This window comes from Allobosea sp. CCNWLY174 (genome assembly GCF_037120455.1).
Lineage (GTDB): Bacteria > Pseudomonadota > Alphaproteobacteria > Rhizobiales > Beijerinckiaceae > Allobosea > Allobosea lupini.
Map to the genome: position 1 here is coordinate 21,116 of NZ_JBBBBQ010000004.1, position 22,191 is coordinate 43,306.

Below are 22,191 nucleotides of genomic sequence, written 5' to 3' on the forward strand. Positions count from 1 at the left end.
GCTACTGCGCCTCCAGCACCAGCTCCAGCGTCATCAGCACCGGATTGTCGCCGCGCTTGAGTGTGCCTTGCGCCATGCCGCCGGTATAGTCGACCAGCGCGATCGCGAGCGCCGCTTCCGGCTTGCCGTCAATGCCGGGGGCGACATGGCCTGCGGTGATCGCGATCTCGGTGGCAAAAGGTTCGATCGAGCGGCCATCACTGAAGCGCGCGCCGATCGTCGAACCGACGCCGCCATGGATGACGCCGTGGGCGATCCCGCGTTCGGCGCAGAACGTTTCCAGCGCGGTGAAGACGTCGCGGTTCGGCCGCAGCCGCAGCACGAAGAAGCGGCTTTCCGCTTTCGTGTCGCGACTTGGCTGTACCGCCGGCATGAACAGCTTGAAGTTGGTTTCAGGATCATGGCTGGCGACGAAGCCGGCGCCATCGAGCCCGACCGCATCGACGGTGACCGGCTGGGCCAGTACGCTCTGGTCCGGCAGGATGTGTCCGCCATTGTGCCGGCCGTCGGCCTCGCGCCAAAGCGCGTGCCCGTGGAAGAACGGGGCGCCGTCGCGCTCGCCGAAAGTCAGTGCGCCCGTCTCGATCCGGGTCACGCCCTCCGGCCGGAAGGTCTCGCTATAGAAGGCGGCATGCTCTGGCGTCGCCGAGAGCGCCGGCATGACATAGGCGAAGGGCGCGAGCGGAAGGCCGGCAGGAAGGCGCAGCGCGCCGCTGAAGAAACCCTGGGCTGCGAAGGCCTCTGCGATCGCGTCGAGCAGCAGGCCGGGTTTCAGCTCCAGGGTCAGCTTGCGACCCCGGGCCTCGGCCCACTGGACACGCTCGGCCTCGGCGGGCCCCGGCTGCTCAATCGTCCTCACACTGAGCCTCCCGGCGTGCGGACGAAGTCGAGCAGGCCGCGCCTCTCCAATTCGTCGCGCACCAGGCGCTTGGGCACCTTGCCATAGCCGGATTTCGGCAGTTCCTCAAAGAAGAAGAAGCGCTTGGGCATCTTGTAGCGCGGGATCTTCTCGGCGAGGTAGCCCGCCAGCTCATTCTCGTCGACAGGGCGGCGCGCGACGCAGACGGCGACGCCGATCTCGCCCCAGACCGCATCTGGCACGCCGAGGACCGCTGCTTCCGCGATCGCCGGATGGGTGAGGATCTTCTCCTCAATCTCGCGCGGATAGATGTTCGAGCCGCCGGAGATGTACATGTCCGAGGCGCGGCCGGTGATGTAGACGAAGCCCTCCTCGTCCATATGGCCAAGGTCGCCGGTGCGGAACCAGCCATTGCGGAAGGATTTCGCATTGGCCTCCGGGTTCTCGTAATAGCCGGCGAAGACCGCCGGGCCGATCACGCAGATCTCGCCGGTCTCGAACGGCTTCAGCTCCTCGCCTGCGTCGTTCTGAATCGCGACCTGGATGCCGGTTCGCTCGACGCCGCAGCTGCCGATGCGCGCCTGTGGCCCATCCTCGTCCTCGTGAAGATAAGTTGGCAGCACGGTGATGTTGCCGGTGACTTCGCCGAGGCCGAAATACTGCACCAGCACCTTGCCGAGCTTGGCCAGCGCCGTCTTCTGGTCCTCGCGATACATCGGCGCGCCGGCATAGATGACATGGCGCAGGCTGGAATGATCGTGCTGGTCGACCGCCGGGTGCTCGACCAGCATCTTCAGGATGGTCGGCACGGTGAAGATGTTGGTCACGCGGTGCTTTTCGATCAGCCGAAAGGCTTCGTCGATGTCGAAGCGCTCGGTCGGAAGCAGGATCGTCGGCGCGCCGCGCGCCGTCAGCACGAGCTGGTGCACGCCCGCGCCGTGCGAGAGCGGCGCGACGACCAGCGAGGCGTCTGCTTCCGTCGAGCCCGGCACGAGGTCGGCTAGGTGGTTGGTGACGACGAAGCCCATCTGGCCATGGGTCAGCACCGCGGCCTTGGAGCGGCCGGTGGTGCCGGAGGTGAAGAAGAACCAGCAGGGATCGTCGCGGTCGACGACGGCGTCCGGTACGCGCTGGCCCCGATGAGCGGCGATCGCTTCCGTAAGCGTCGTCTCGCCGAACGAGCCGGCGCCGATCCGCCAGCTGAACTGCAGCGTCTTGCTCTCTTTGGCGACAGCCGCGGCATGATCGGGAAAATCGCCATGACAGAGAAAGCCCTTGGCACCGGAGGAGGTGGCAAGATAGGCGACCTCGTCCGGCATCAGCCGGAAATTGGTCGGCACCCAGACCGCGCCGAGCCGGAAGGCGGCGAACATGGAGACGAACATCTCGTCGCAATTCTTCGAGTGGACGAGGATGCGATCGCCCTTGCCGATGCCGCGCGCGGCCAGCGCCGCGCAGAGCGCATGCGTGGCCGCATCGAGTTCGCGCCAGCTCCATTGCCGCTCGCCCCAGATCAGCCCGGGCCGGTCGCCGAAGCGGCGGGCATTGCGCGTCAGGAAATGCGCGAGGTTCATCACTCGCGTGGTAACGGGTTTCAGCCCGCCCGCCGGCTCGGCGCCCGCTGCGCTCGTCGTCATGGCGTCGTCTCCACTATTCTGATCTCGGCTGTTGCCGGCTGGGCCTGTCGCCGGCCGAGCATGTCGACAATCCGCGTCTCGACCTGCCGCGCCTCGTGGCGCAGCAGCGCCCCGAGTTCCTCCTGCCGCTGCGGCTGCATGCGCGAATCGATCGCGGCGATGCTGAGCGCCCCGGCGATGCGCCCGTCAGGGTAGCGTACGCCGACGCCGATGCCCCAGGAATTGGTGACGATGCGGCCGGGGTTGAGGGCGAAGCCCCGCTGCCTAGCAAGGGAGATATCGGTGATCAGTTGCGCCGGCGAATAGGCCGGGTAGCGCGCTATGAGCACGGCGCAATTGGCCTCGATCATCGCGGTCGACTCGGCGTCCGGCATCAGCGCCAGCATGGCGAGCGAGCCGGCGCCGACACCGAGCGGGTGCTGATCGCCGGCTTGCAAGGCATGGGTACGCACCGGCCAGGTGCCTTCCTCGCGATGCAGGCAGATGGCGAAGCGGTCGCGCCGGATTGAAAAGAAGCTGGTGTCCTGCGTCGTGTCCGAGAGCGCCCGCAGGCTGGGCATGGCGAGGTCGAGCAGTCCGTGGCGCTGGCCGCAGAGCAGTCCGAGCACGAAGGCCTCCTCGCCGAGATGGTAGCGCCGCGTGCGGGCCTCCTGCTCGACGAGGCCGGCCCGCATCAGAGCCAGCAGCAGGCGCCGTACGGTCGGCTTGTTCAGGCCGCTCTCCTCGACGATCTCGCTGAGGGGCAGGCCGGATGCACTCTCGCGACCGACGAGCGCCAGCAATCGCAAGGCGCGATCGACGCTTTGCGAGCCTGACAGATCGGGCGTCGGCATGGCCTCGGACTGCATTTCCTCGATCACGTTGGGGTCCATGATGCGGACCTCTCATCTGCCTTAAAGGTGTAGATGGCCGTGTCTGCGATTGCAACAGCAGTCGATCCGTGTATGTTCCAGCCGGAACGAGCGAGTTAATTCGCCATAATGTGGACCCGTCGGATCGGCGGGCGATGGGAGGAGCGGCCCTTATGGCCGAGACAAGCACAGGCGTGGCCGCCGGCGCGCATGTCAGCGCAAACTCCAGCGACGGCGTTGCCGCGGTCCTGGAGAGCCTCGACCATACCCCCAAGCGTGTCGGCTCGGCGCTGGTGCGTCCGCTCGAGGTGATCGCCGCGTGCCTGCTCGTCGCCATCGTCACGCTGCTGCTGGCTGGGGTGACCTCGCGCTATGTCCTCTCGATCCCGGTGGTTTGGATCGACGAGGCCGCCTCGATCTGCTTCCTCTGGCTCGCCATGCTCGGCGCCGCCATCGCGATCGACCGCAACGAGCACCTGCGCCTGACCCTGTTCGTCGGCATGCTGCCGGAGCGCCTGCGCGGTCTCGCCCATGCCTTCGGCCTGCTCGCGGTCGCGACTTTCCTCGCGGTGATGACCTGGCCGGCGATCGACTATGTCATCGAGGAATCCTACGTCACCTCGGCGGCGCTCAACATTCCCTCGAGCTACCGTGTCTCGGCGATCGCCTTCGGCATCATCGCCATGCTGGCGCTGGTGCTGACCTATGCGGTCCGGACCTGCACGCTGCGCGATCTCCTGATCTCGGCTGCGGTGATCGGCCTCGTCGCGGCCGCCTTCTTTCTGCTGACGCCGGTGTTCAAGACGCTGGGCTACGTCAACATCGCCATCTTCCTGCTCGGTCTCGTCGGCCTCTGCCTCGTCGCCGGCGTGCCGATCGCATTCTGCTTCGGGCTGGGGGCGCTCTGCTTCCTGTCGTTCAGCACCAGTGTGCCGATCTTCGTGATGATCGGGCGCATGGACGAGGGCATGTCGAGCTTGATCCTGCTTTCGGTGCCGATCTTCGTGCTGCTCGGCTGCGTGCTCGACTCGACCGGCATGGGCAAGGCGATCGTCGACTTCCTCGCTTCATTGCTCGGGCATGTCCGCGCCGGCATGTCCTATGTCCTGCTCGGCTCGCTCTTCCTGGTCTCCGGCATTTCCGGCTCCAAGGTCTCCGACATGGCGACGGTGGCGCCGGCCCTGTTCCCTGAGATGAAGCGGCGCGGCTATCAGCCCAAGGAACTGATCGCGCTGCTCTCGACCGGCGCCGCCATGGCCGAAACGGTGCCGCCCTCGATCGTGCTGATCGTGCTCGGCTCGGTCGCCGGCGTCTCGATCGCGGGGCTCTTCACCAACGGCCTCGTCGTCGCGACCGTGCTGCTCCTCGTGCTCGCCATCCTGGCGCGCTGGAAGGCGCGGGGCGAGATGCTGAAGGGCGTGCGCCGCGCGCCGTTCACGACGATCTGGAAGACGGCGCTGGTCGCGGCGCCGGCCCTCGTCCTGCCCTTCCTGATCCGCAGCGCCGTCGGCGGCGGCGTCGCCACCGCGACCGAGGTTTCGACCATCGCCGTGCTCTATGCGCTGATCGTCGGCATCGTGCTCTATGGAGGCATCAGCTGGCGCACCTTCTACGGCATGCTGGTCGAGACCGCGGCGCTCTCCGGTGCGATCCTGATGATCCTCGGCACTGCCTCGGCCATGGCCTGGGCGCTGACCCAGACCGGCTTTGCCCGCGACCTTGCAACCGCGATGTCGCATCTGCCCGGCGGCTGGATCAGCTTCATGGCGGTGACGATCGTCGTCTTCATGATCCTCGGCTGCGTGCTCGAGGGCCTGCCGGCGATCGTGCTGATGGCGCCCCTGATGTTCCCGATCGCCAAGAGCCTGGGGATCAACGACATCCACTATTCGATGGTCGTCGTCACCGCGATGAACATCGGCCTGATGACGCCGCCGGTCGGCATCGGCTTCTATATCGCCTGCAAGATCGGCAATGTCGAACCGGATGAGGCGATGGGCGCGATCTGGCCCTATCTGCTCGCGCTGCTCGCCGGCCTGGCCATCATCGCCTACGTCCCGTCCTTCTCGACGATGTTCCTGTGATGGGCGCCATGTCGTTCCATCATGGCCACCCGTCGCGCCCGTCGATTGCCGGATGGCGGAAACCCGCGCCAGCATGACCGAAACGCCTTGGCGTGCCCAAATGAGGGCGCGCTGACCAATGAAGAACCTTCAGGGAGGAAACACCATGTCGATCTCACGCCGCACGATCCTGCAGGGCGCCACTGCCGCCGCCACGATCGGGACCTTCTCGGTCGCCCGTGCCCAGACGCCGGAATTCACCTACAAATACGCCAACAACCTGCCGCTGGCGCATCCGATGAACGTGCGTGCCGCCGAGGCGATGGAGAAGATCAAGGCCGAGACCAATGGCAAGGTCGTCATCCAGATCTTCCCGAACAACCAGCTCGGCTCCGACACCGACATGCTGAACCAGGTCCGCTCCGGCGGCGTCGAGTTCTTCACGCTGTCGCCGCTGATCCTGTCGACCCTGGTGCCAAACGCCTCGGTCAGCGGCATCGGCTTCGCCTTCCCGGACTATGACGCGGTCTGGAAGGCGATGGATGGCGAGCTCGGCGCCTATGTGCGCGGCCAGATCGCAAAGGCGAACCTGCATGTCCTCGACAAGATCTGGGACAATGGCTTCCGCCAGATGACCTCGTCAAAGGGCCCGATCAACTCGCCGGCCGATCTCAAGGGCTTCAAGATCCGGGTGCCGGTCTCGCCGCTCTGGACCTCGATGTTCAAGGCCTTCGACTCGGCTCCGGCCAGCATCAACTTCGCCGAGGTCTATACCGCTCTTCAGACCAAGATCGTCGACGGCCAGGAGAACCCGCTGGCGATCATCGCAACCGCCAAGCTGTTCGAGGTGCAGAAGTACCTCTCGCTCACCAACCACATGTGGGACGGCTTCTGGTTCCTGGCCAATCGCCGTGCCTGGGAGCGCCTGCCGCAGGACCTGCGGACGATCGTCGCCAAGAACATCGACGCCGCCGCTCTGCTGGAACGCGACGACGTCGCCAAGCTCAATGCCGGCCTGCAGGCCGAGCTGACCTCGAAGGGCATGGTGATCAACCAGACCAAGGCCGACGAATTCCGGGCCGCACTGCAGAAGGCCGGCTTCTACGGCGAATGGAAGGGCAAGTACGGCGACGAGGCCTGGGCGATTCTGGAGAAGGCAGTCGGCGGCAAGCTGGCCTGAGGTCTTCGGACGACCGAATTACAGCCGTCATGGTCGGGCTTGTCCCGACCATCCACGCCTTCGTAGGTCGAGGGCTGTGGTCAGGGCGTGGATGCTCGGCACAAGGCCGAGCATGACGGTAGCGGTTGGCCGTGGCGCGACCGTTCACCCGCCCTTCTTCGCGCCCTTGCCCGGCTCGCTGAAGTCGAGCTGCTTCTGCAGGCCGAGCTGGACCATGAAGGCCGGCACCGCTTCCAGTCCCGTGTCCTTGGTCTTGCGCCAGGCGGCCGAGGCGGTTGCCGTCATGCCGTTGCCGAGGCCGCGCGCATAGTCGAGGCCGATGCTGGCCGTGCGCGTGGTCGAGTCGAGTCCGAGATAATCCTCGAGCTTCTGCCGGAGGGTGAACGAAAGCGCGTTCGTGTCGTTGAAGCGCGCAGTGAGCTTGGCTTCGTGCTGGGTCACGAGGTTGATCACCGCGAAGGGCAGGGTGGTGTCCTCGACGGTGCGGCCCGACGACAGGTCGAGCGTCAGCCATTCATGGGGGATGCGCAGCTTGGCCGTGTAGAGCAGCGACTTCTGGTTCTCGAACTCCTTGTCCGGAAAGATGATCTGCAGCGGCGACAGCGAGGCCTCGAACGTCGCTCCCTTGAGTGCTGTCGAGACGAACAGATTGGGCTGCAGCCGGTAGTTGTACCGGCGCATGCCGAGATAATCGATGCCATTGGTGAAGCGCGTGCTCGACGTCGTGAACGAGACGCCGATCTCGGTCTCGCTCTGGCGCCAGGCGATGCCCGGCGTGATGCCGAGCGTGGCAAGGTTCTCGTCCTGCGGCAGGAAATCGCCGTCGGCGAAGACGTTGCGCTCGTTCAGCGCGGCAAGCCGCGCCTCGGCATTGGCGAAGAGCCTGAAGGAGCCGAGGCTGAGATTGAGCCGCTCGCGCCAGGTCAGGGTATTGCGGCGGCGCGACCAGTTCTGCTCGTTCTCGATCGCGAGCGAGGACTGCAGAGAGAGCTTTTCGCCGATCCCAGTCGCATGCTTCAGCGTCAGCGCATGGGAGCGGCTGGCGGCGAGCTGGCGCGGATCGTACTGGGTGTCGACCAGCAGGACGTCGAGCCCGTAGCCGTCCTGCAGCGTGCCGCGCAGATAATTCCAGCTTGCGAAGCCCGTCAGTGTCGGGCTGCCCCTCTCGCCCTTGCTGTTGGTCGGGCTGGAGTCGAAGCCGCCGCGCAGGCCGACCACGGCTGTCGAGGTCAGGGTCTCCGTCGTGTCCTCCCCTGCAGTGGCAGGAAAGGCACTGGCCGCAATGCAAAAGAGCGCGAAGACTGACCTGATCGGACGCATGAACATCACCTCTCTCAGTCGAGGATAGGTGATCATGCCTAATTGTCAGTTAATATTATCAATATTTCGGCTGTATAGCTAAGAAGTGATCTAATAGAATATATGTCATACTATGAGTTGCTTCAGATCGTATTCGGACGCACGGCGGTTAACGCTAGCAAGTATGGTTAACAATGTATTCAGGTTGCTATGAAGATAAAATACAACCAAAACGTGCATATCGCTTCGACATCTGAAGCGAGTGCAGGGAGAGAAAGATGAAATACGCATTTGTTCTTGCCTCGATCGCCGCCTTCTCGGTCAGCCCCGCCTTCGCCGGCGGTCATGGCGGCTCCGGCAGCCGCGGCGGCGGGCTCCTCGGCAACGTCGTGGCGTCGGTTGCTTCGGTCACGACCGCCGTCTCCAACGTCAAGGTCCTCAACAATGTCTCGGTGCTGAGCGGCAACGGCATCCTGAACGGCAACAAGGTCAGCGTCGGCCGTGGCGGCGTCGGCATTGGCAATGGCGGGCATGGCTGCGGGTGCAACTGATCCTGCGATGTGACGACCGGGGATCGTACCCACATGGAGGAAGAGGGGCCTCGCAGCCCCTCTTTTCATGTGCGAGTTCGGATGGTTGCCTACCTGCCGGGCGGTAGGTTAGACTCATGCAGGAACAGCGGAGCATGATGGCGGCGATGGACGGTTTCGATGCGGTCGGCGGTGGAACGCTCCGCTCGCCCTATTTCGGCGAGGAGCACGAGGCGCTGCGCGATCAGTTGCGCCGCTTCGTCACGAACGAGGTCAAGCCGCACGGGCTCGCCTGGGAAGAGGCCGGCATGGTGCCGCGCCAGGTGCTGGCCCGCATGGGCGAGCTCGGCTTCCTCGGCATCCGCTATCCCGCCGAGTATGGCGGCTCCGAGCTCGACACGCTGGCGACCGTGGTGCTTGCCGAGGAGCTCGGCCGCTCGACCTTCTCGGGCTTCGCCATCACCGCGCTCGTCCATACCGACATGGCCTCGGTCCATGTCTTCAATGCCGGCAGCAAGGCGCAGCGCGACCGCTGGATGCCCGATATCGTCGCCGGCAAGGTGATCTGCGCCATCGCCGTCACCGAGCCCGACGCCGGCTCCGACGTGAAGGGCATCCGCACCACGGCGCGGCGCGAGGGCGATTCCTACGTGCTGAACGGCGCCAAGATGTTCATCACCAACGGCGTCCATGCCGATCTCTACTGCGTCGCCGCCAAGACCGATGCCTCGGCCAGGCCCTCGCAGTCGGTCTCGATGTTCCTGATCGAGAAGGGCACGCCCGGCTTCCGCGTCAGCCGCGCTCTCGACAAGCATGGCTGGCGCTCCTCCGACACGGCCGAGTTGGTCTTCGAGGAGTGCCGGATTCCGGCGGAGAACCTGCTCGGCGGCGAGGGGCGCGGCTTCTACGCGATCATGCGCAATTTCCAGAACGAGCGCACCGTGATCGGCGCCATGGCGATGGGCGAGGCGCAGGCCGCGATCGAACTGACGGTTGACTATGTTCGCACCCGCACCGCCTTTGGCGCGCCGCTCTGGGACAAGCAGGCGATCCGCCAGAAGCTCGCCATGCTGGCAGGCAAGGTCGAGGCCGGGCGCCAGCTCGTCCATCACGCCGCCTGGCTCGACGCCAAGGGCTTCGATGCGACGCGCGAGGTCTCGATGGTCAAGGCTTATTGCGGCGAGCTGGTCAACGAAGTCATGTACGCCTGCGTCCAGTTCCATGGCGGCATGGGCTTCATGCGCGAGAGCGCGATCGAGCGCATGGCCCGCGACGCGCGCGTCCAGGCGATCGGTGGCGGCGCCACCGAGGTCATGCTCGAAGAGGTGGCGAAGCGGCTGTGACGGTCGTGACCGGACGCGCCGAACGGGCGGAGCTCGAAGGCGGCGCGCGCCGCCTGATCCTCGACCATGCGGCGCGCCTCCTGCGCAGCAATGGCTACCACCAGACCAGCCTGCGCGAGATCGCCGAGGCGGTCGGGATCCGAAAGGCCAGCCTCTATCATCATTTCCGTTCGAAGGAGGAGATCGTCGAGGCGGTGGTCAATGACGGTGTCGGCTTCGTCCATGACGCTGTGCTCGCCGCCCTGGACGCGCCCGGCAAGGCCGATATGCGCCGCCGGCTCGAAGCGGCGATCGCGGCGCATCTCGCCGCCCTGCACGGCCATTCGGACTACACCTGCGCCAGCATCAAGGTCTTCAGCTTCGGCGATAATCCGACGCCGGAGAGCGTGCGGGGCATCCGCCGCGCCTATGACGATCTCTGGCGGGCGCTGATCGAAGAGCTTGCCGGTGCTGGTGTCCTCGCGCCCGGCATCGCACCGGAGCGGCTGCGGCTTTTCCTGCTCGGGGCGATGAACGGCTCGGTCGATTGGTATCGCGAGGGGCGTTTCGACATCGCACAACTTGCCGGCGAGCTCGCAGCGCTCGTCGCGCCTTAGGATGCTGATCGCCGGTTCGCTTTAACCTGGCCTTGACCGCTGCCGAACGAGTGTACGGCATGACACGCGACGGCCTGTTTCGATTTGGTGGCGAGTTCCGGGATTCCGTCCGCGAGGCGGCGTTCCGCGATGCGCGCTTCGGCGAGACGCTGCGGCAATGCCGGCTGATCTTCCTGATCTCGGCGGTCCTCAACACGCTCTTCCTCGCCAGCGACTGGCGCTTCCACGGCACACCGCATTTCTTCGTCGCCGTGCCGGCGCGGCTCGCGGTCGTCTTCGTCTCGCTGCTCTGCTTCGCGCTGGTGCGCAAGGCGGCACGCGTCTCGCAGGCGCAAGGCGTGCTGATCGGCTGGGAGGTCTCGACCGCGCTGATGGTCGCGCTGCTGGTGTCGTCGCGTAGCGATCTCGCCCTCTTCGTCGTGCTGATGCTGCCTTCGATCTTCTATCTGGTCGCGCCGACGGCCTTCCGCTGGACGCTTGTCCTGGGGGTCGGCTGCAGCGCTCTCATGCTCGCAGGCTATCTCGGTAACGGGCCGCTGCCCTCGACGCTGCCCGGCCTGATCCTCGTCCTCGTCATGCTCAATTTCGCGCTCGGGCTGGTCGTCGTCCACGGCAACCGGCTGCGCCGACTCGAATGGGCGGCGACGCAGGCCGAGCGCCAGGCCAAGGACGAGCTCGGCGCCAGCCAGGCGATGATCGAGCGCATCTTCATGGCTGTGCCGATCCCGCTCGTCGTCACCTCGCGGGGCGAGGGCCGCTTCCTGCGCGGCAACGATGCAGCCAAGCGCTATTTCGGCGACGCGGTCACGCAGGCGCAGGTCCAGGACGTCCTGCTCGATGGCGGCAATCGCCGCGTCATCGCCCGCCTGCTCCAGGACCACGATCAGATCGAGGGCCATGAGGCGCAGGTCCGCGATGGCAGCGGCGCCGTCCGCGACGTGCTGATCACCGCCACGACGTTGCCGATCGGCGAGAACCCGGCCGTCGTCGCCGGCATCGTCGACATCACCGATCGCAAGGCGGCCGAGGCCCGCACCCGCCGCCAGGCGACGCATGACGCGTTGACCGGCCTGCCCAATCGTCTGCTGTTCCACGAGCGGATGCAGCAGGCCCTGGCGCGAATGGCGAGCAAGGGCGGGGCGGTCGCGCTCTTCCTGATCGATCTCGACGATTTCAAGTCGATCAACGACACGCTCGGCCATGACGCCGGCGACGCGCTGCTGATCGAAGCGGCGAAGCGGCTCGCCGCCGCGATCGGCCCGGACGAGTTGGTCGCTCGGCTCGGCGGCGACGAGTTCGTCGTGCTCTCGACGCAGCGGATGACGGGGTTCGAGGCGTTGGTGCGAGGCGAGGCGCTGATCGAGGTGCTGCGCCAGCCCTGCGAGCATGCCGGCCAGATGATCGCGACGCGGGCGAGCCTCGGCATTGCGCTCGCGCCCGAGCATGATCGCGACGGCGTCGAATTGATGAAGGACGCCGACCTCGCGCTCTACCGGGCCAAGGCGAACGGCCGCAACATGGCGATCGTCTACGAGCCGGCGATGCGGGCGGCGATGGCGCGCCGCGTCGCGGTCTGCCAGGGGCTGGCCGGCGCGCTGAAGGACGAGCGGATTCTGCCTTACTACCAGCCGCAGGTCGCGGTCGACACCGGCCGGATCGCCGGCTTCGAGGCTCTGGCGCGCTGGCGTCATTCCGAGAGCGGGATCATCCCGGCCGCCGCCTTCCAGGAAGGCTTCCAGGATCCAGAGATCGCCAACGGGATCAGCGACGCGATCATCGCGGCCGTGGTGAGCGATCTGCGCCGCTGGCTCGATGCCGGGCTCGATGTCGGCCATGTCTGCGTCAACCTCGCGGCCAGCGTCTTCCGCGACCCGGCGCTGCCGGAGCGCCTGCTCGGCCAGCTTGCCGCAGCCGGCGTGCCGGCCAGCCATTTCGGCGTCGAGGTCACCGAGACCGTGCTGCTCACCCGCAATGCCGACGAGGCCGAGCGCACGCTGAAGACCCTGCGCGCTGCGGGCCTGCGCGTCGCGCTCGACGATTTCGGCACCGGCTACGCCTCGCTCACCCATCTCAAGCGCTTCCAGGTCGATGCGCTCAAGATCGATCGCGGCTTCGTCAGTCACGTCACCGAGAACGGCGGCGATGCGGCGATCGTGCGGGCGCTGCTCCGGCTCGCTGCCGATCTTCGCCTCGACGTCATCGCTGAGGGCGTGGAGACCGCCGAGCAGGAAGCTTTCCTGAAGGAGCAGGGCTGCCGCTTCGCCCAGGGCTATCGTTACGCCAGGCCTGCTCCGGCCGGCCGCGTGCCCTGGTTGCTACAACTGCCGGACCTGCTGCCCAAGGGCGATGCCATGCACGGGGATAGTGCCGCCGCCTGATCCGGCGCACTGGTCGCAGCACAATTTTCGTGGCGCTATGCCGCTTTCAATGTCGATGCCGAGAGCCCTGCATGCGCGCCTTCTATCATCCCGACCAGTCCAAGCACGATCCGCAGCAATATATGCGCTTCGGCAAGATCGTGGCGCCGAAGGACCTGCCGGAACGGACCGAACGGCTGCTTGATGCGCTCGCCAAGCACGGCGTCACGCCCGAGCGCCCGGCCGAGCATGGCACGGCGCCGATCCTTGCGGTTCATGACGAAGGCTTCGTCCGCTTTCTGGAGGGGCTCTGGCAGCGCTGGCTCGCACTGCCAGAGCACGGGCCGGAGGCCTGGCCCAATACCTTCCCTTATTGGAGCGGCCGCACCGACGAGGATGTTCGCCCGCCTTGCCGGCCGACCGGGATCATGGGCCAGCTCGGCTGGTATCTCGGCGATCTTTCGGTGCCGGTCGGCGAGCATTGCTGGCTCTCGACCCTGCGCTCGGCCGAGACCGCGGTCTCCGGCGCCGATGCAGTCATTGCCGGTGAGCGCGCCGTCTATTCGCTCTGCCGTCCCTCGGGCCATCATGCCCGCGCCGACCGCGCCACCGGCTTCTGCTATCTCAACAACAGCGCGATCGCGGCGCAGCGCCTGCGCAGCAAGTTCGGCAAGGTCGCGATCCTCGATGTCGATGCCCATCACGGCGACGGCACCCAGCAGATCTTCTATGGCCGCGACGACGTGCTGACGATCTCGGTCCATGCCGACCCGGCGGATTACTACCCCTTCTTCACCGGCTATGAGGACGAGCGCGGGAACGGACCGGGAGAGGGCTTCAACCTCAACCTGCCGCTAGCCCATGGCGCGGGCGGCGCCGAGATGGAGGCGGCGGTCGACCGCGCCGGCCGCGCCATCCGCGAGTTCGGCGCCGAGGCGCTCGTCGTCGCGCTCGGCTACGACGCGCACAAGGACGATCCGATCGGCGTACTCAAGCTCGAAGCGGCCGATTTCGGCACGATCGGCGAGCGGGTGAAGGCGCTAGGACTGCCGACGCTGGTGGTGCAGGAGGGCGGCTACGCGATCGAGGCGATCGGCGATTGCCTCGATGCGTTTTTGGGTGGGTTCAAGTAGGGCTTCCTTCTCCCACCCATCTCGGGCCTGCCCGAGATGGGCACTCTGGATGGTGCATGTCGGAAATATCCGACATGCACGGGGAGAAGGTCCCGGCAGGGGGATGAGGGCGCTTTGACTGGGTGAAACGAAAAAGGGCCGCATGCGCGACCCTTTACTCATCCGTCAGCGCTTCGCGCTGCCACCTTCTCCCCCGTGGGGAGAAGGCTCGGCTACTCCGCCGCCTCGCGACGTGGCAGCACCCAGTCCGGGCGGACCCAGTGGCAGGTGTAGCCGGCCGGGTAGCGCTCCAGATAATCCTGGTGCTCCGGCTCGGCCTCCCAGAAGTCGCCTGCGGGCTTCACCTCGGTGGTCACGCGGCCCGGCCAGCGGCCCGAGGCATTCACCTCGGCGATCACCTCCTCGGCGATCTTCTTCTGGGTGTCGTCGACATAATAGATGCCCGAGCGATAGCTGGTGCCGAGGTCGTTGCCCTGGCGGTTCAGCGTGGTCGGGTCGTGGATCTGGAAGAAGAACTCGACCAGTTGCCGATAACCGATCTTGGCGGGGTCGAAGACGATCTCGATCCCCTCGGCATGGGTCCCGTGATTGCGATAGGTCGCGTTCTTCACGTCGCCGCCGGTGTAGCCGACCCTTGTCGTCTCGACGCCGGGGAGCTTGCGGATCAGCTCCTGCATGCCCCAGAAGCAACCGCCTGCGAGTACAGCTCGTTCCGTCATGTCAAACCTCCTTGCTGCTGCCCAGATAAGTATCGGCAGCTGAATTCGCCATGTCGGGGCATCCGGTTACAGAGCCTCAGATCACCGCCTCGATCAGGAATGGCCCCTTGCGGCCGAGCGCGCCCTTGAACAGCCTGGTGAACTCCTCCGCCGTCGTGGCGCGGCCGGCCTCGACGCCCATGCCCTTGGCCATCGACACCCAGTCCAGTGCCGGCTCGTCGAGATTGAGCATCAGCTTGGCGTTGCGGCCGAAATCGTTGACGCCGACATTGCGCATCTCGCCGTGCAGGATCGCATAGGTGCGGTTGGCGAAGACGACGGTGACGACGTCGAGGTTCTCGCGCGCCTGCGTCCACAGGCCCTGGACCGTGTACATGCCGGAGCCGTCGGCCTGCATGCCGATGACCTTGCGGTCGGGGCAGGCGACCGCCGCGCCGACACACAGAGGAATGCCTTCGCCGATCGCGCCGCCGGTGAGCTGGATGTAGTCGTGCTGGGGCGCGCCATGGCAGTCATAGTAGAAGCTGCGGCCCGAGGAGACCGACTCGTCGCAGATGATCGCGTTCTCCGGCAGCAGCCGCGCGACGATGGCGCAGACCTTGTCGGCGTCGAGCGTGCCGGTCGGCAGTGCGCCGTCGGCTGCCTGCGGCGTGGCGATGAAGGCCGGCGGCGTCGCCCGCGCCGAGAGCTCGTCGGCCAGCGCCTCGATCGTCCCCGGCAGGTCGTCGCCGGGCACGGCCAGTTGCTCGACCTGGCAGTTCTCGTGCACCAGCCGGCCCGGCTTGCCCGGATAGGCGAAGAAGCCGACCGGCACCTGGGCGCCGATCAGGACGAGCAGGTCGATGTCCTTGAGCTGCTGCAGCGCCATGTCGATCGGATAGAACACCTTCGGGATGGCGACGCGGCCGGCGCCGCGCTCGATCCGCCCGTTCGACATCTGCGCGAAGATCTGCGCGCCGGTCGCAGCGCAGACCCGCGCCGCCATCGCCATCGGTCCCTCGCGCAGCGCCGAGCCGGTCAGCATGATCGCGGCGCGCGAGCCGTGCTTGCGCAGCAGGCCGGCGACCGCGCGGATCTGGGCCGCATCGACCTGCCTGGGCGCCGGCACCGGTGTGCGCGTCAGCTCCGCCGGCTCGACGCTGCCCCAGGCGCAGTCGGCCGGCAGGATCACGGTGGTGACGCCGGGCAAGGATAGCGAGGCGGCATAGGCTTCGCCGATCGCCGGGCCGACATCCTCAGGCGAGGCGATGCGGCGCACGAATTGCGACATCGGCCGGGCGAGGCTCTCGATGTCGCTGGTCAACGGTGCATCGTGCTGGAGATGGTAGGTCGCATGGTCGCCGACCACGTTGATCATAGGTGTCCAGGCGCGCCTGGCGTTGTGCATGTTGGCGAGGGCGTTGGCCATGCCGGGCCCGCAATGCAGCAGCGTCGCCGCCGGTTTGTCGGCCATGCGGGCGTAGCCGTCGGCCGCGCCGGTGACTACGCCCTCGAACAGGCCGAGCACGCAGCGCATCTGCGGCTTGCGGTCGAGCGCCGCGACGAAATGCATTTCGGACGTGCCGGGATTGGCGAAGCAGACATCGACATCGTTGACCAGCAGCGTGTCGCACAGGCGGTCGGCGCCATTCATCCGGGAAAACCTCTTTCATAGCCAAAGGCGCGTGGCGCCTGTCACGCCGAGGGGAGGGGATCGCCGCGGGAGTGTCAAACAAGAGAATGTCATTGCTTTCCCAAGCGGGGGTGATCGGCGGCTCATTCGCCGGCTCCCATCGAGCCCTCATCCTTCGAGATGCGATCTGCGATCGCTCCTCAGGATGAGGGCTGATTGGGTGATCGCCGCCTTGACCGGTTTGCATATGCATTTAACGTGATTTGGAACGAAGCTTGCTTTATGGGCGCGATCGGGCTGCGTTGGCCGAGGTATCCGCCGCAGGCGGGAACAAGTGGGGAAGGGTTCGTCATGACAGGTTTGAAGCGTATCGGGATGCTGGCCGGGATCGGCCTTGCAGCCCTCATGACCGCCGGCGGCGTGCAGGCGCAGACCAAGGTGAATATCGGCATTTCCGGCTGGACCGGCTTCGCGCCGCTGACTCTCGCCAAGGAAGCCGGCATCTTCGCCAAGAACGGCCTCGACGTCTCGATCAAGAAGATCCCGCAGAAGGATCGCCACCTCGCCATCGCCTCGGGCGACATCCAATGCGCCGCGACCACGGTCGAGACCTGGATCGTCTGGGACGCTGCCGGCATCAAGACCAAGCAGATCTTCCAGCTCGACAAGAGCTATGGCGCCGACGGCATGGCCGTGCGCGGCTCGACCGCTTCCATCAAGGACCTCAAGGGCAAGACGGTCGCGGCCTCTGCGCCCGGCACCTCGCCCTATTTCGCCCTCGCCTGGATCCTCAAGGAAAACGGCATGTCGGTGAAGGACGTCAACGTCGTCAACATGGAGCCCGGCCCGGCCGCGCAGGCCTTCATCGCCGGCCAGAACGACGGGGCGATGACCTATGAGCCCTATCTCTCGGCCGTGCGCGAGAAGCCGGAGGCTGGCAAGATCATCGCCACCACCCTCGACTATCCGATGGTGATGGACACCTTCGGCTGCACGCCGAAATTCCTGGCCGAGAACGATGCGGCCGCCGTGGCGCTGACCAAGAGCTATTTCGAGGCGCTGGAGCTGATCAAGGCCGACCAGGCCAAGGCCTATGGCATCATGGGCGCCGACGTGAAGCAGACCGGCGAGCAGTTCGGCAAGTCGGCCGGCTATCTGCGCTGGTCGGACTCTGCCGGCAACAAGGCCTTCTTCTCCGGCGAGTGGCAGGCCTTCACCAACAAGGCTGCCGACCTCCTGCTCGAGATCGGCCTGATCAAGGCCAAGCCCGACATCGCCACGCTGGTCGAGACCAAGTACGTCGCCGGCAAGTGAGCGGCGACGTCCTGCCGGACGTTCTGACGTCCGGCCTGCGTGTCGTCTTCTGCGGCACGCAGGCCGGAGCGGTCTCCGCCCGGCGGGGCGCCTACTATGCCGGCCCCGGCAACAAGTTCTGGAAGACCTTGTTCGAGACCGGGCTTATCCCTGAGCCGCTCGGCCCCTCGGATTTCGCAGGATTGCCGCGATACGGCATCGGCTTCACCGATGTCGCCAAGGGAACCTCCGGCCCCGATACGGCGCTGATGCGGCACCATGTCGATAGCGCCGGCTTCCTGGCCAAGCTTCGTGAGCATGCTCCGGCGATCGTCGCGTTCAACGGCAAGCGTGCCGCCCAGGCTGTGCTGGAGGAGGAGAGGGGCCGCAGGCTCGCCTATGGCCTCCAGCCGTCCCTGCTCGTAGGAAGCCGCGTCTTCATCCTGCCCTCTACCTCCGGGGCGGCCTCCGGCTACTGGTCCATCGAGCCCTGGCGTGAACTCGCCGCCCTCGTGAAGGAAACAAGTTCTAGACGATGAAACCACTCCAGCCTGTCTCCGCCGGCGCCCGCGTCGGCTACGGCATCGCCTTCTTCGCGCTCTTCGTCGTCGTCTGGTCGGTCGCGACCTTCGGCGGCTATGTCCAGAAGCTGTTCCTCGCCGATCCGCTGACCATGGTCGGCGAAGGCTGGAACCTGCTCGTCAACCACGGCTTCATCGTCGATATCGGCATGACGATCTGGCGGGTCGTCGGCGGCTTCATCCTCGCCGTCATTTTCGCACTGCCGCTCGGCATCCTGATGGGCGCCTACAAGCCGGTCGAAGCCTTCCTCGAGCCCTTCGTCTCTTTCGCACGCTATCTGCCGGCCTCGGCCTTCATCCCGCTGCTGATCCTCTGGGCCGGCATCGGCGAGACGCAGAAGCTGCTGGTCATCTTCATCGGCTCGTTCTTCCAGCTCGTGCTGATGATCGCCGTCGCGGTCGGTGGCATCCGGCGCGACCTGGTCGACGCCGCCTATACGCTGGGCGCGAGCGATTCCTCCGTGGTGCGCCGCGTGCTCCTGCCTAATGCCGCGCCGGAGATCGCCGAGATCTTCCGTCTCGTGCTCGGCTGGGCCTGGACCTATGTCATCGTCGCCGAGCTGATCGGCTCGTCCTCCGGCATCGGCCACATGATCACCGACAGCCAGGCGCTGCTGAACACAGGACAGATCATCTTTGGCATCATCGTGATCGGCCTGATCGGTCTGATCTCCGATTTCCTCTTCAAGGCGATCAACCAGCGCCTGTTTCCATGGGCGCAGGCATGAGCAAGCTTCTGATCGACCAGGTCGGCAAGGTCTTCCCGGCTAGAGGCAAGGGCCAGCCGACGCGCGCGCTGATGCCGACCTCGCTCACCGTCGCCGACAACGACTTCATCACGATCCTCGGCCCCTCCGGTTGCGGAAAGTCGACGCTGCTGCGCATCATCGGCGGGCTGGAGACGGCGAGCGAAGGCAAGATCCTGCTCGACGGTACGCCGGTCACCGGGCCAGGCGCCGATCGCGGCTTCGTCTTCCAGAGCTACACGCTGTTCCCCTGGCTGAGCGTGGTGCAGAACATCGCCTTCGGCCTGCGCGAGAAGGGCGTATCGGAGCGCGAGCGCCTCGACATCGCCCGCAAATGGGCCGAGCGTGTCGGGCTTTCCGGCTTCGTCGACCACTTCCCCAAGCAGCTCTCCGGCGGCATGCAGCAGCGCACTGCGATCGCCCGTGCGCTTGCCAACGATCCCAAGATCCTCCTGCTCGACGAGCCCTTCGGCGCGCTCGACAACCAGACCCGCGCGCTGATGCAGGAAATGCTGCTCGGCATCTGGGAGCGCGAGCAGAAGACCGTGCTCTTCGTCACCCACGACATCGAGGAGGCGATCTTCGTCGGCTCACGCGTGGTGGTGATGAGCGCTCGCCCCGGGCGGATCAAGGCCGACATCCCGGTCGAGCTTCCCCATCCCAGGCCCTACACGATCAAGACCACGCCCGAATTCGTCGCGCTGAAGGAGCGCCTCGTGGAGGAGATCCGGGTCGAAGCTGTGCTCGCGGCCGAAGGACACTAGCCACCAAGCCACCATACCGGTTGACTCGGGTCCGGTATGGTGGTTCCTTCCTCGCGAAATTGGCCTGACCACATGGCCAAATCGATGCCGCCCACGATGCGCGGCGCAGGGAAGGGCCCGGGGATCTGATGCCGCTCGCAGTCGTCGAGTCGCCGCGCCTGTATCGGCAAATCGCCGATCAATTGCGCCATCTCATCGACCAGCATGAATTCCCGGTCGGCAGCCGCCTGCCGCCCGAACGCGAACTTGCGGAAAAACTCGGCGTTTCCCGCCCCTCGGTGCGCGAGGCGCTGATCGCGCTGGAAGTCGAGGGCCGCGTCCGCATCCGCATGGGCTCGGGCGTCTACGTCGTCGATCCCGCTCAGGGTGCCGCACAGCTCGCCGGCGCCGGCTTTCCCGTCGAGGGTCCGTTCGAGGTGCTCGCGGCGCGCCGGCTGGTCGAGGGCGCCGTCGCGGCCGATGTGGCAGGGCAGGCGACGCCCACGCAGCTGGCCGGGCTCGCCGGTATCCTCGACCAGATGGAGCAGGCCGGTTTGCCGGCGGAGCACCTGATCGCGCTCGACCGCGCCTTCCATGTCGAGATTGCCGCGATGCTGGGAAACACCGTCCTGGTGCGCTGCGTCGGCGAGCTCTTCGACCAGCGCATGAGCCCGTATTTCCGCCGGCTCGCGCAGTATTTCGAGAACGAGGGCTCGTGGTGCTCGGCGGCGCGTGAGCATCGTGCCATCCATGCTGCACTCGCCAGCGGCGATCGCGAAGCCGCCCGCGCGGCGATGTGCGCCCATCTCCAGGCTTCCCAGGAGCGCTTTTCGCAGAGCTTCGGCGACGTCGACTTCAAGCGGGCAGGCGAGCGTCAGCGCCGGCCGCGCCCGATCAAATGACGCAAGGCCAGACCTTATTCGTGACCTTCAGGGAGGACAGACGATGAAACTGCACTACGCTCTTGCCGCGCTCGCCGCCGGCGCTCTCTTCGCCGGCGCCCCGGCGCAGGCTCAGACCAAGCTGAAATGGGCCCATGTCTACGAGACCTCCGAGCCCTTCCACACCGAGTCGGTCTGGGCGGCCGAGGAGATCAAGAAGCGCTCCAACGGCAAATACGAGATCACGGTCTACCCGGCCTCGCAGCTGGGCAAGGAGACCGATATCAACCAGGGCCTGACGCTCGGCACGGTCGACATGATCATCTCGGGCTCGAGCTTTGCGGCGCGCGCCTATCCGCCGATCGGCGTGACCTACTACCCCTTCATCTTCCGTGGCCCCGACCATCTGCTCGCCTATGTGAAGAGCGACGTCTTCAAGGAGATGGCCAAGGGCTATGAGGAAAAGAGCGGTCACCAGATCCTGGCCGTGACCTATTACGGCACCCGCCACACCACCTCGAACAAGCCGATCAAGACCTGCGCCGATATGAAGGGCCTGAAGATCCGCGTGCCCGACGTGCCGGCCTATCTCGCCATGCCGCGCGCCTGCGGCGCCAACACCACGCCGATCGCCTTCGCCGAGGTCTATCTCGCCTTGCAGAACGGCACCGTCGAGGCGCAGGAGAACCCGCTCAACACCATCGACGCCAAGAAGTTCTACGAGGTGCAGAAGCACATCGTGCTGACCGGCCACATCGTCGACCACCTCAACACGGTCGTCTCGAAGCAGCTCTGGGCCAAGCTCTCGCCCGAGGACAGGAAGATCTTCACCGACGTCGCCCAGGAAGCGGCCGAGCGCGCCACCAAGAAGATCCAGGCCGACGAGGTGAAGCTCGTCCAGGTCTTCAAGGACAAGGGCCTCTCGGTCACCGAGATCGACAAGGCCGACTTCCTTGCCGCCGTCGAGAAGAACGTGACCTTCGAGCAGTACGGCTATCGCAAGGCCGACTGGGAGCGCATCCAGGCGATCAAGTGATCGCCCGCCTTTTGCAGTGACGGTTTGTCGTCATTGCGAGGAGCGACAGCGACGAAGCAATCCAGGGGCCGCCGAGCGGGTCCCGCTGGATTGCTTCGCTACGCTCGCAATGACGCCAAGCGCCGCGACCCAGACATGACCGGATCCAGCCCATGACCACGACGCCGGAAGTCCACACCCAAGTCACCAGCGAGGAGATCGCCCACGTCTTCGACGAGGCGCCGCCGCCGGCGGATCTCTCCGGCTACGGCCTCGAGGACTGGGTGACGCTCGCCGCGTTCTGGCTGATGGTCGCCTGCGTCGTGGCGCAGTTCTTCACCCGCTATGTCCTCAACGACAGCTTCGCCTGGACCGAGGAGATCGCGATCTACGCGCTGATCGTCGTCGTCTTCCTGGGTTCCTCGCTGTGCGTGCGTGCCTCCAGGCACATCCAGGTCGACTTCCTGTATCGGTATCTGTCGCCCGGCGCCGGACGGGCGCTCTCGACCGCGGTCGATCTCATCCGCATCGGCTTCTTCGCCTATGGCACGGTGCTGGTGCATCGTTATGCCGAGCTCATTCCCGACGAGACGATGACGACGATCCAGTTCCCGAAAGCGCCGGTGTTCTACGCCGTCGTCGTCGCCTTCGCGCTGATGACGCTGCGCTCGATCCAGGTCGCCTGGCAGAACTGGCGCCGCGGCTACTCCGTGCTGGAGCGTCCCTCGGCCTTCGACGGCTCGGAGGCCTGAC

20 protein-coding genes are annotated in these 22,191 nt (G+C 66.1%); 14 read left to right on the forward strand and 6 right to left on the reverse strand.

The window, feature by feature from the left end; all coding sequences use genetic code 11:
- Position 1 precedes the first annotated feature (1 nt).
- From V7S63_RS13665 to V7S63_RS13675, 3 genes are read right to left on the reverse strand one after another with little or no spacing between them, the layout of a single operon-like run.
- Positions 2–859: a PCC domain-containing protein gene (locus V7S63_RS13665; RefSeq protein ID WP_336530624.1), complete on the reverse strand. Its 858-nt coding sequence runs from the start codon at positions 857–859 to the stop codon at positions 2–4.
- Positions 856–2,496: an acyl-CoA synthetase gene (locus V7S63_RS13670; protein ID WP_336530625.1), complete on the reverse strand. Its 1,641-nt coding sequence runs from the start codon at positions 2,494–2,496 to the stop codon at positions 856–858. The genes V7S63_RS13665 and V7S63_RS13670 overlap by 4 nt, the downstream gene beginning before the upstream one ends.
- On the reverse strand, positions 2,493–3,368 hold the full coding sequence (locus V7S63_RS13675; protein WP_248307438.1) for an IclR family transcriptional regulator: 876 nt from the start codon (positions 3,366–3,368) through the stop codon (positions 2,493–2,495). The genes V7S63_RS13670 and V7S63_RS13675 overlap by 4 nt, the downstream gene beginning before the upstream one ends.
- Before the next feature lie 152 nt (positions 3,369–3,520).
- Between V7S63_RS13675 and V7S63_RS13680 the strand changes: the two genes are divergently transcribed.
- Together V7S63_RS13680 and V7S63_RS13685 are read left to right on the forward strand one after the other, a co-directional pair.
- A complete protein-coding gene (locus V7S63_RS13680) occupies positions 3,521–5,431 on the forward strand; it encodes a TRAP transporter large permease subunit (protein WP_336530626.1) in 1,911 nt (636 codons plus the stop codon).
- Between the two features lie 145 nt (positions 5,432–5,576).
- On the forward strand, positions 5,577–6,590 hold the full coding sequence (locus tag V7S63_RS13685) for a TRAP transporter substrate-binding protein (protein WP_091832197.1): 1,014 nt from the start codon (positions 5,577–5,579) through the stop codon (positions 6,588–6,590).
- A gap of 144 nt (positions 6,591–6,734) precedes the next feature.
- On the opposite strand, the gene V7S63_RS13690 is transcribed toward V7S63_RS13685, so the two are convergent.
- On the reverse strand, positions 6,735–7,910 hold the full coding sequence (locus tag V7S63_RS13690) for a hypothetical protein (protein WP_336530627.1): 1,176 nt from the start codon (positions 7,908–7,910) through the stop codon (positions 6,735–6,737).
- A gap of 257 nt (positions 7,911–8,167) precedes the next feature.
- Between V7S63_RS13690 and V7S63_RS13695 the strand changes: the two genes are divergently transcribed.
- The 5 genes from V7S63_RS13695 to V7S63_RS13715 all read left to right on the forward strand — a co-directional run bounded on the left by V7S63_RS13695 (position 8,168) and on the right by V7S63_RS13715 (position 13,848).
- Positions 8,168–8,440, forward strand: coding sequence for a hypothetical protein (locus V7S63_RS13695; RefSeq protein WP_091832191.1), 273 nt, complete (start codon positions 8,168–8,170; stop codon positions 8,438–8,440).
- A gap of 116 nt (positions 8,441–8,556) precedes the next feature.
- Complete coding sequence (locus V7S63_RS13700) at positions 8,557–9,762, forward strand: acyl-CoA dehydrogenase family protein (protein WP_336530628.1); 1,206 nt, start codon at positions 8,557–8,559, stop codon at positions 9,760–9,762.
- Positions 9,759–10,358, forward strand: a complete 600-nt coding sequence (locus V7S63_RS13705) for a TetR/AcrR family transcriptional regulator (RefSeq protein ID WP_336530629.1) — start codon at positions 9,759–9,761, stop codon at positions 10,356–10,358. The genes V7S63_RS13700 and V7S63_RS13705 overlap by 4 nt, the downstream gene beginning before the upstream one ends.
- Before the next feature lie 59 nt (positions 10,359–10,417).
- On the forward strand, positions 10,418–12,736 hold the full coding sequence (locus tag V7S63_RS13710) for a putative bifunctional diguanylate cyclase/phosphodiesterase (RefSeq protein WP_336530630.1): 2,319 nt from the start codon (positions 10,418–10,420) through the stop codon (positions 12,734–12,736).
- Positions 12,737–12,807: 71 nt separating this feature from the next.
- Positions 12,808–13,848, forward strand: a complete 1,041-nt coding sequence (locus tag V7S63_RS13715; RefSeq protein WP_336530631.1) for a histone deacetylase family protein — start codon at positions 12,808–12,810, stop codon at positions 13,846–13,848.
- A 212-nt stretch (positions 13,849–14,060) separates the two neighbouring features.
- Here V7S63_RS13715 and msrA read toward each other — a convergent pair whose 3' ends face one another.
- Both msrA and V7S63_RS13725 read right to left on the reverse strand, forming a co-directional pair.
- Positions 14,061–14,567, reverse strand: a complete 507-nt coding sequence (gene msrA, locus V7S63_RS13720; protein WP_336530632.1) for a peptide-methionine (S)-S-oxide reductase MsrA — start codon at positions 14,565–14,567, stop codon at positions 14,061–14,063.
- Positions 14,568–14,643: 76 nt separating this feature from the next.
- Positions 14,644–16,200 (reverse strand): acetolactate synthase large subunit, encoded by a 1,557-nt coding sequence (locus V7S63_RS13725; protein ID WP_336530633.1) that lies wholly within the window; start codon positions 16,198–16,200, stop codon positions 14,644–14,646.
- Positions 16,201–16,554: 354 nt separating this feature from the next.
- Here V7S63_RS13725 and V7S63_RS13730 point away from each other — a divergent pair, with 354 nt between their 5' ends.
- The 7 genes from V7S63_RS13730 to V7S63_RS13760 all read left to right on the forward strand — a co-directional run bounded on the left by V7S63_RS13730 (position 16,555) and on the right by V7S63_RS13760 (position 22,190).
- Positions 16,555–17,493, forward strand: a complete 939-nt coding sequence (locus tag V7S63_RS13730; RefSeq protein ID WP_336530948.1) for an ABC transporter substrate-binding protein — start codon at positions 16,555–16,557, stop codon at positions 17,491–17,493.
- Positions 17,490–18,011: a mismatch-specific DNA-glycosylase gene (locus V7S63_RS13735; RefSeq protein ID WP_336530634.1), complete on the forward strand. Its 522-nt coding sequence runs from the start codon at positions 17,490–17,492 to the stop codon at positions 18,009–18,011. Before V7S63_RS13730 ends, V7S63_RS13735 begins: the two co-directional genes overlap by 4 nt.
- Positions 18,008–18,781 carry an ABC transporter permease gene (locus V7S63_RS13740; RefSeq protein ID WP_336530635.1) on the forward strand — a complete coding sequence of 258 codons (774 nt, stop codon included), beginning with the start codon at positions 18,008–18,010 and terminating at the stop codon, positions 18,779–18,781. The genes V7S63_RS13735 and V7S63_RS13740 overlap by 4 nt, the downstream gene beginning before the upstream one ends.
- Positions 18,778–19,563 (forward strand): ABC transporter ATP-binding protein, encoded by a 786-nt coding sequence (locus V7S63_RS13745; RefSeq protein WP_336530636.1) that lies wholly within the window; start codon positions 18,778–18,780, stop codon positions 19,561–19,563. The genes V7S63_RS13740 and V7S63_RS13745 overlap by 4 nt, the downstream gene beginning before the upstream one ends.
- Positions 19,564–19,691: 128 nt before the next feature.
- Positions 19,692–20,444, forward strand: coding sequence for a FadR/GntR family transcriptional regulator (locus V7S63_RS13750; protein ID WP_336530637.1), 753 nt, complete (start codon positions 19,692–19,694; stop codon positions 20,442–20,444).
- A gap of 43 nt (positions 20,445–20,487) precedes the next feature.
- Positions 20,488–21,459, forward strand: coding sequence for a sialic acid TRAP transporter substrate-binding protein SiaP (locus V7S63_RS13755; RefSeq protein WP_336530638.1), 972 nt, complete (start codon positions 20,488–20,490; stop codon positions 21,457–21,459).
- Positions 21,460–21,611: 152 nt separating this feature from the next.
- Positions 21,612–22,190 (forward strand): TRAP transporter small permease, encoded by a 579-nt coding sequence (locus V7S63_RS13760; protein WP_336530639.1) that lies wholly within the window; start codon positions 21,612–21,614, stop codon positions 22,188–22,190.
- The last annotated feature ends 1 nt before the right edge of the window (position 22,191 follow it).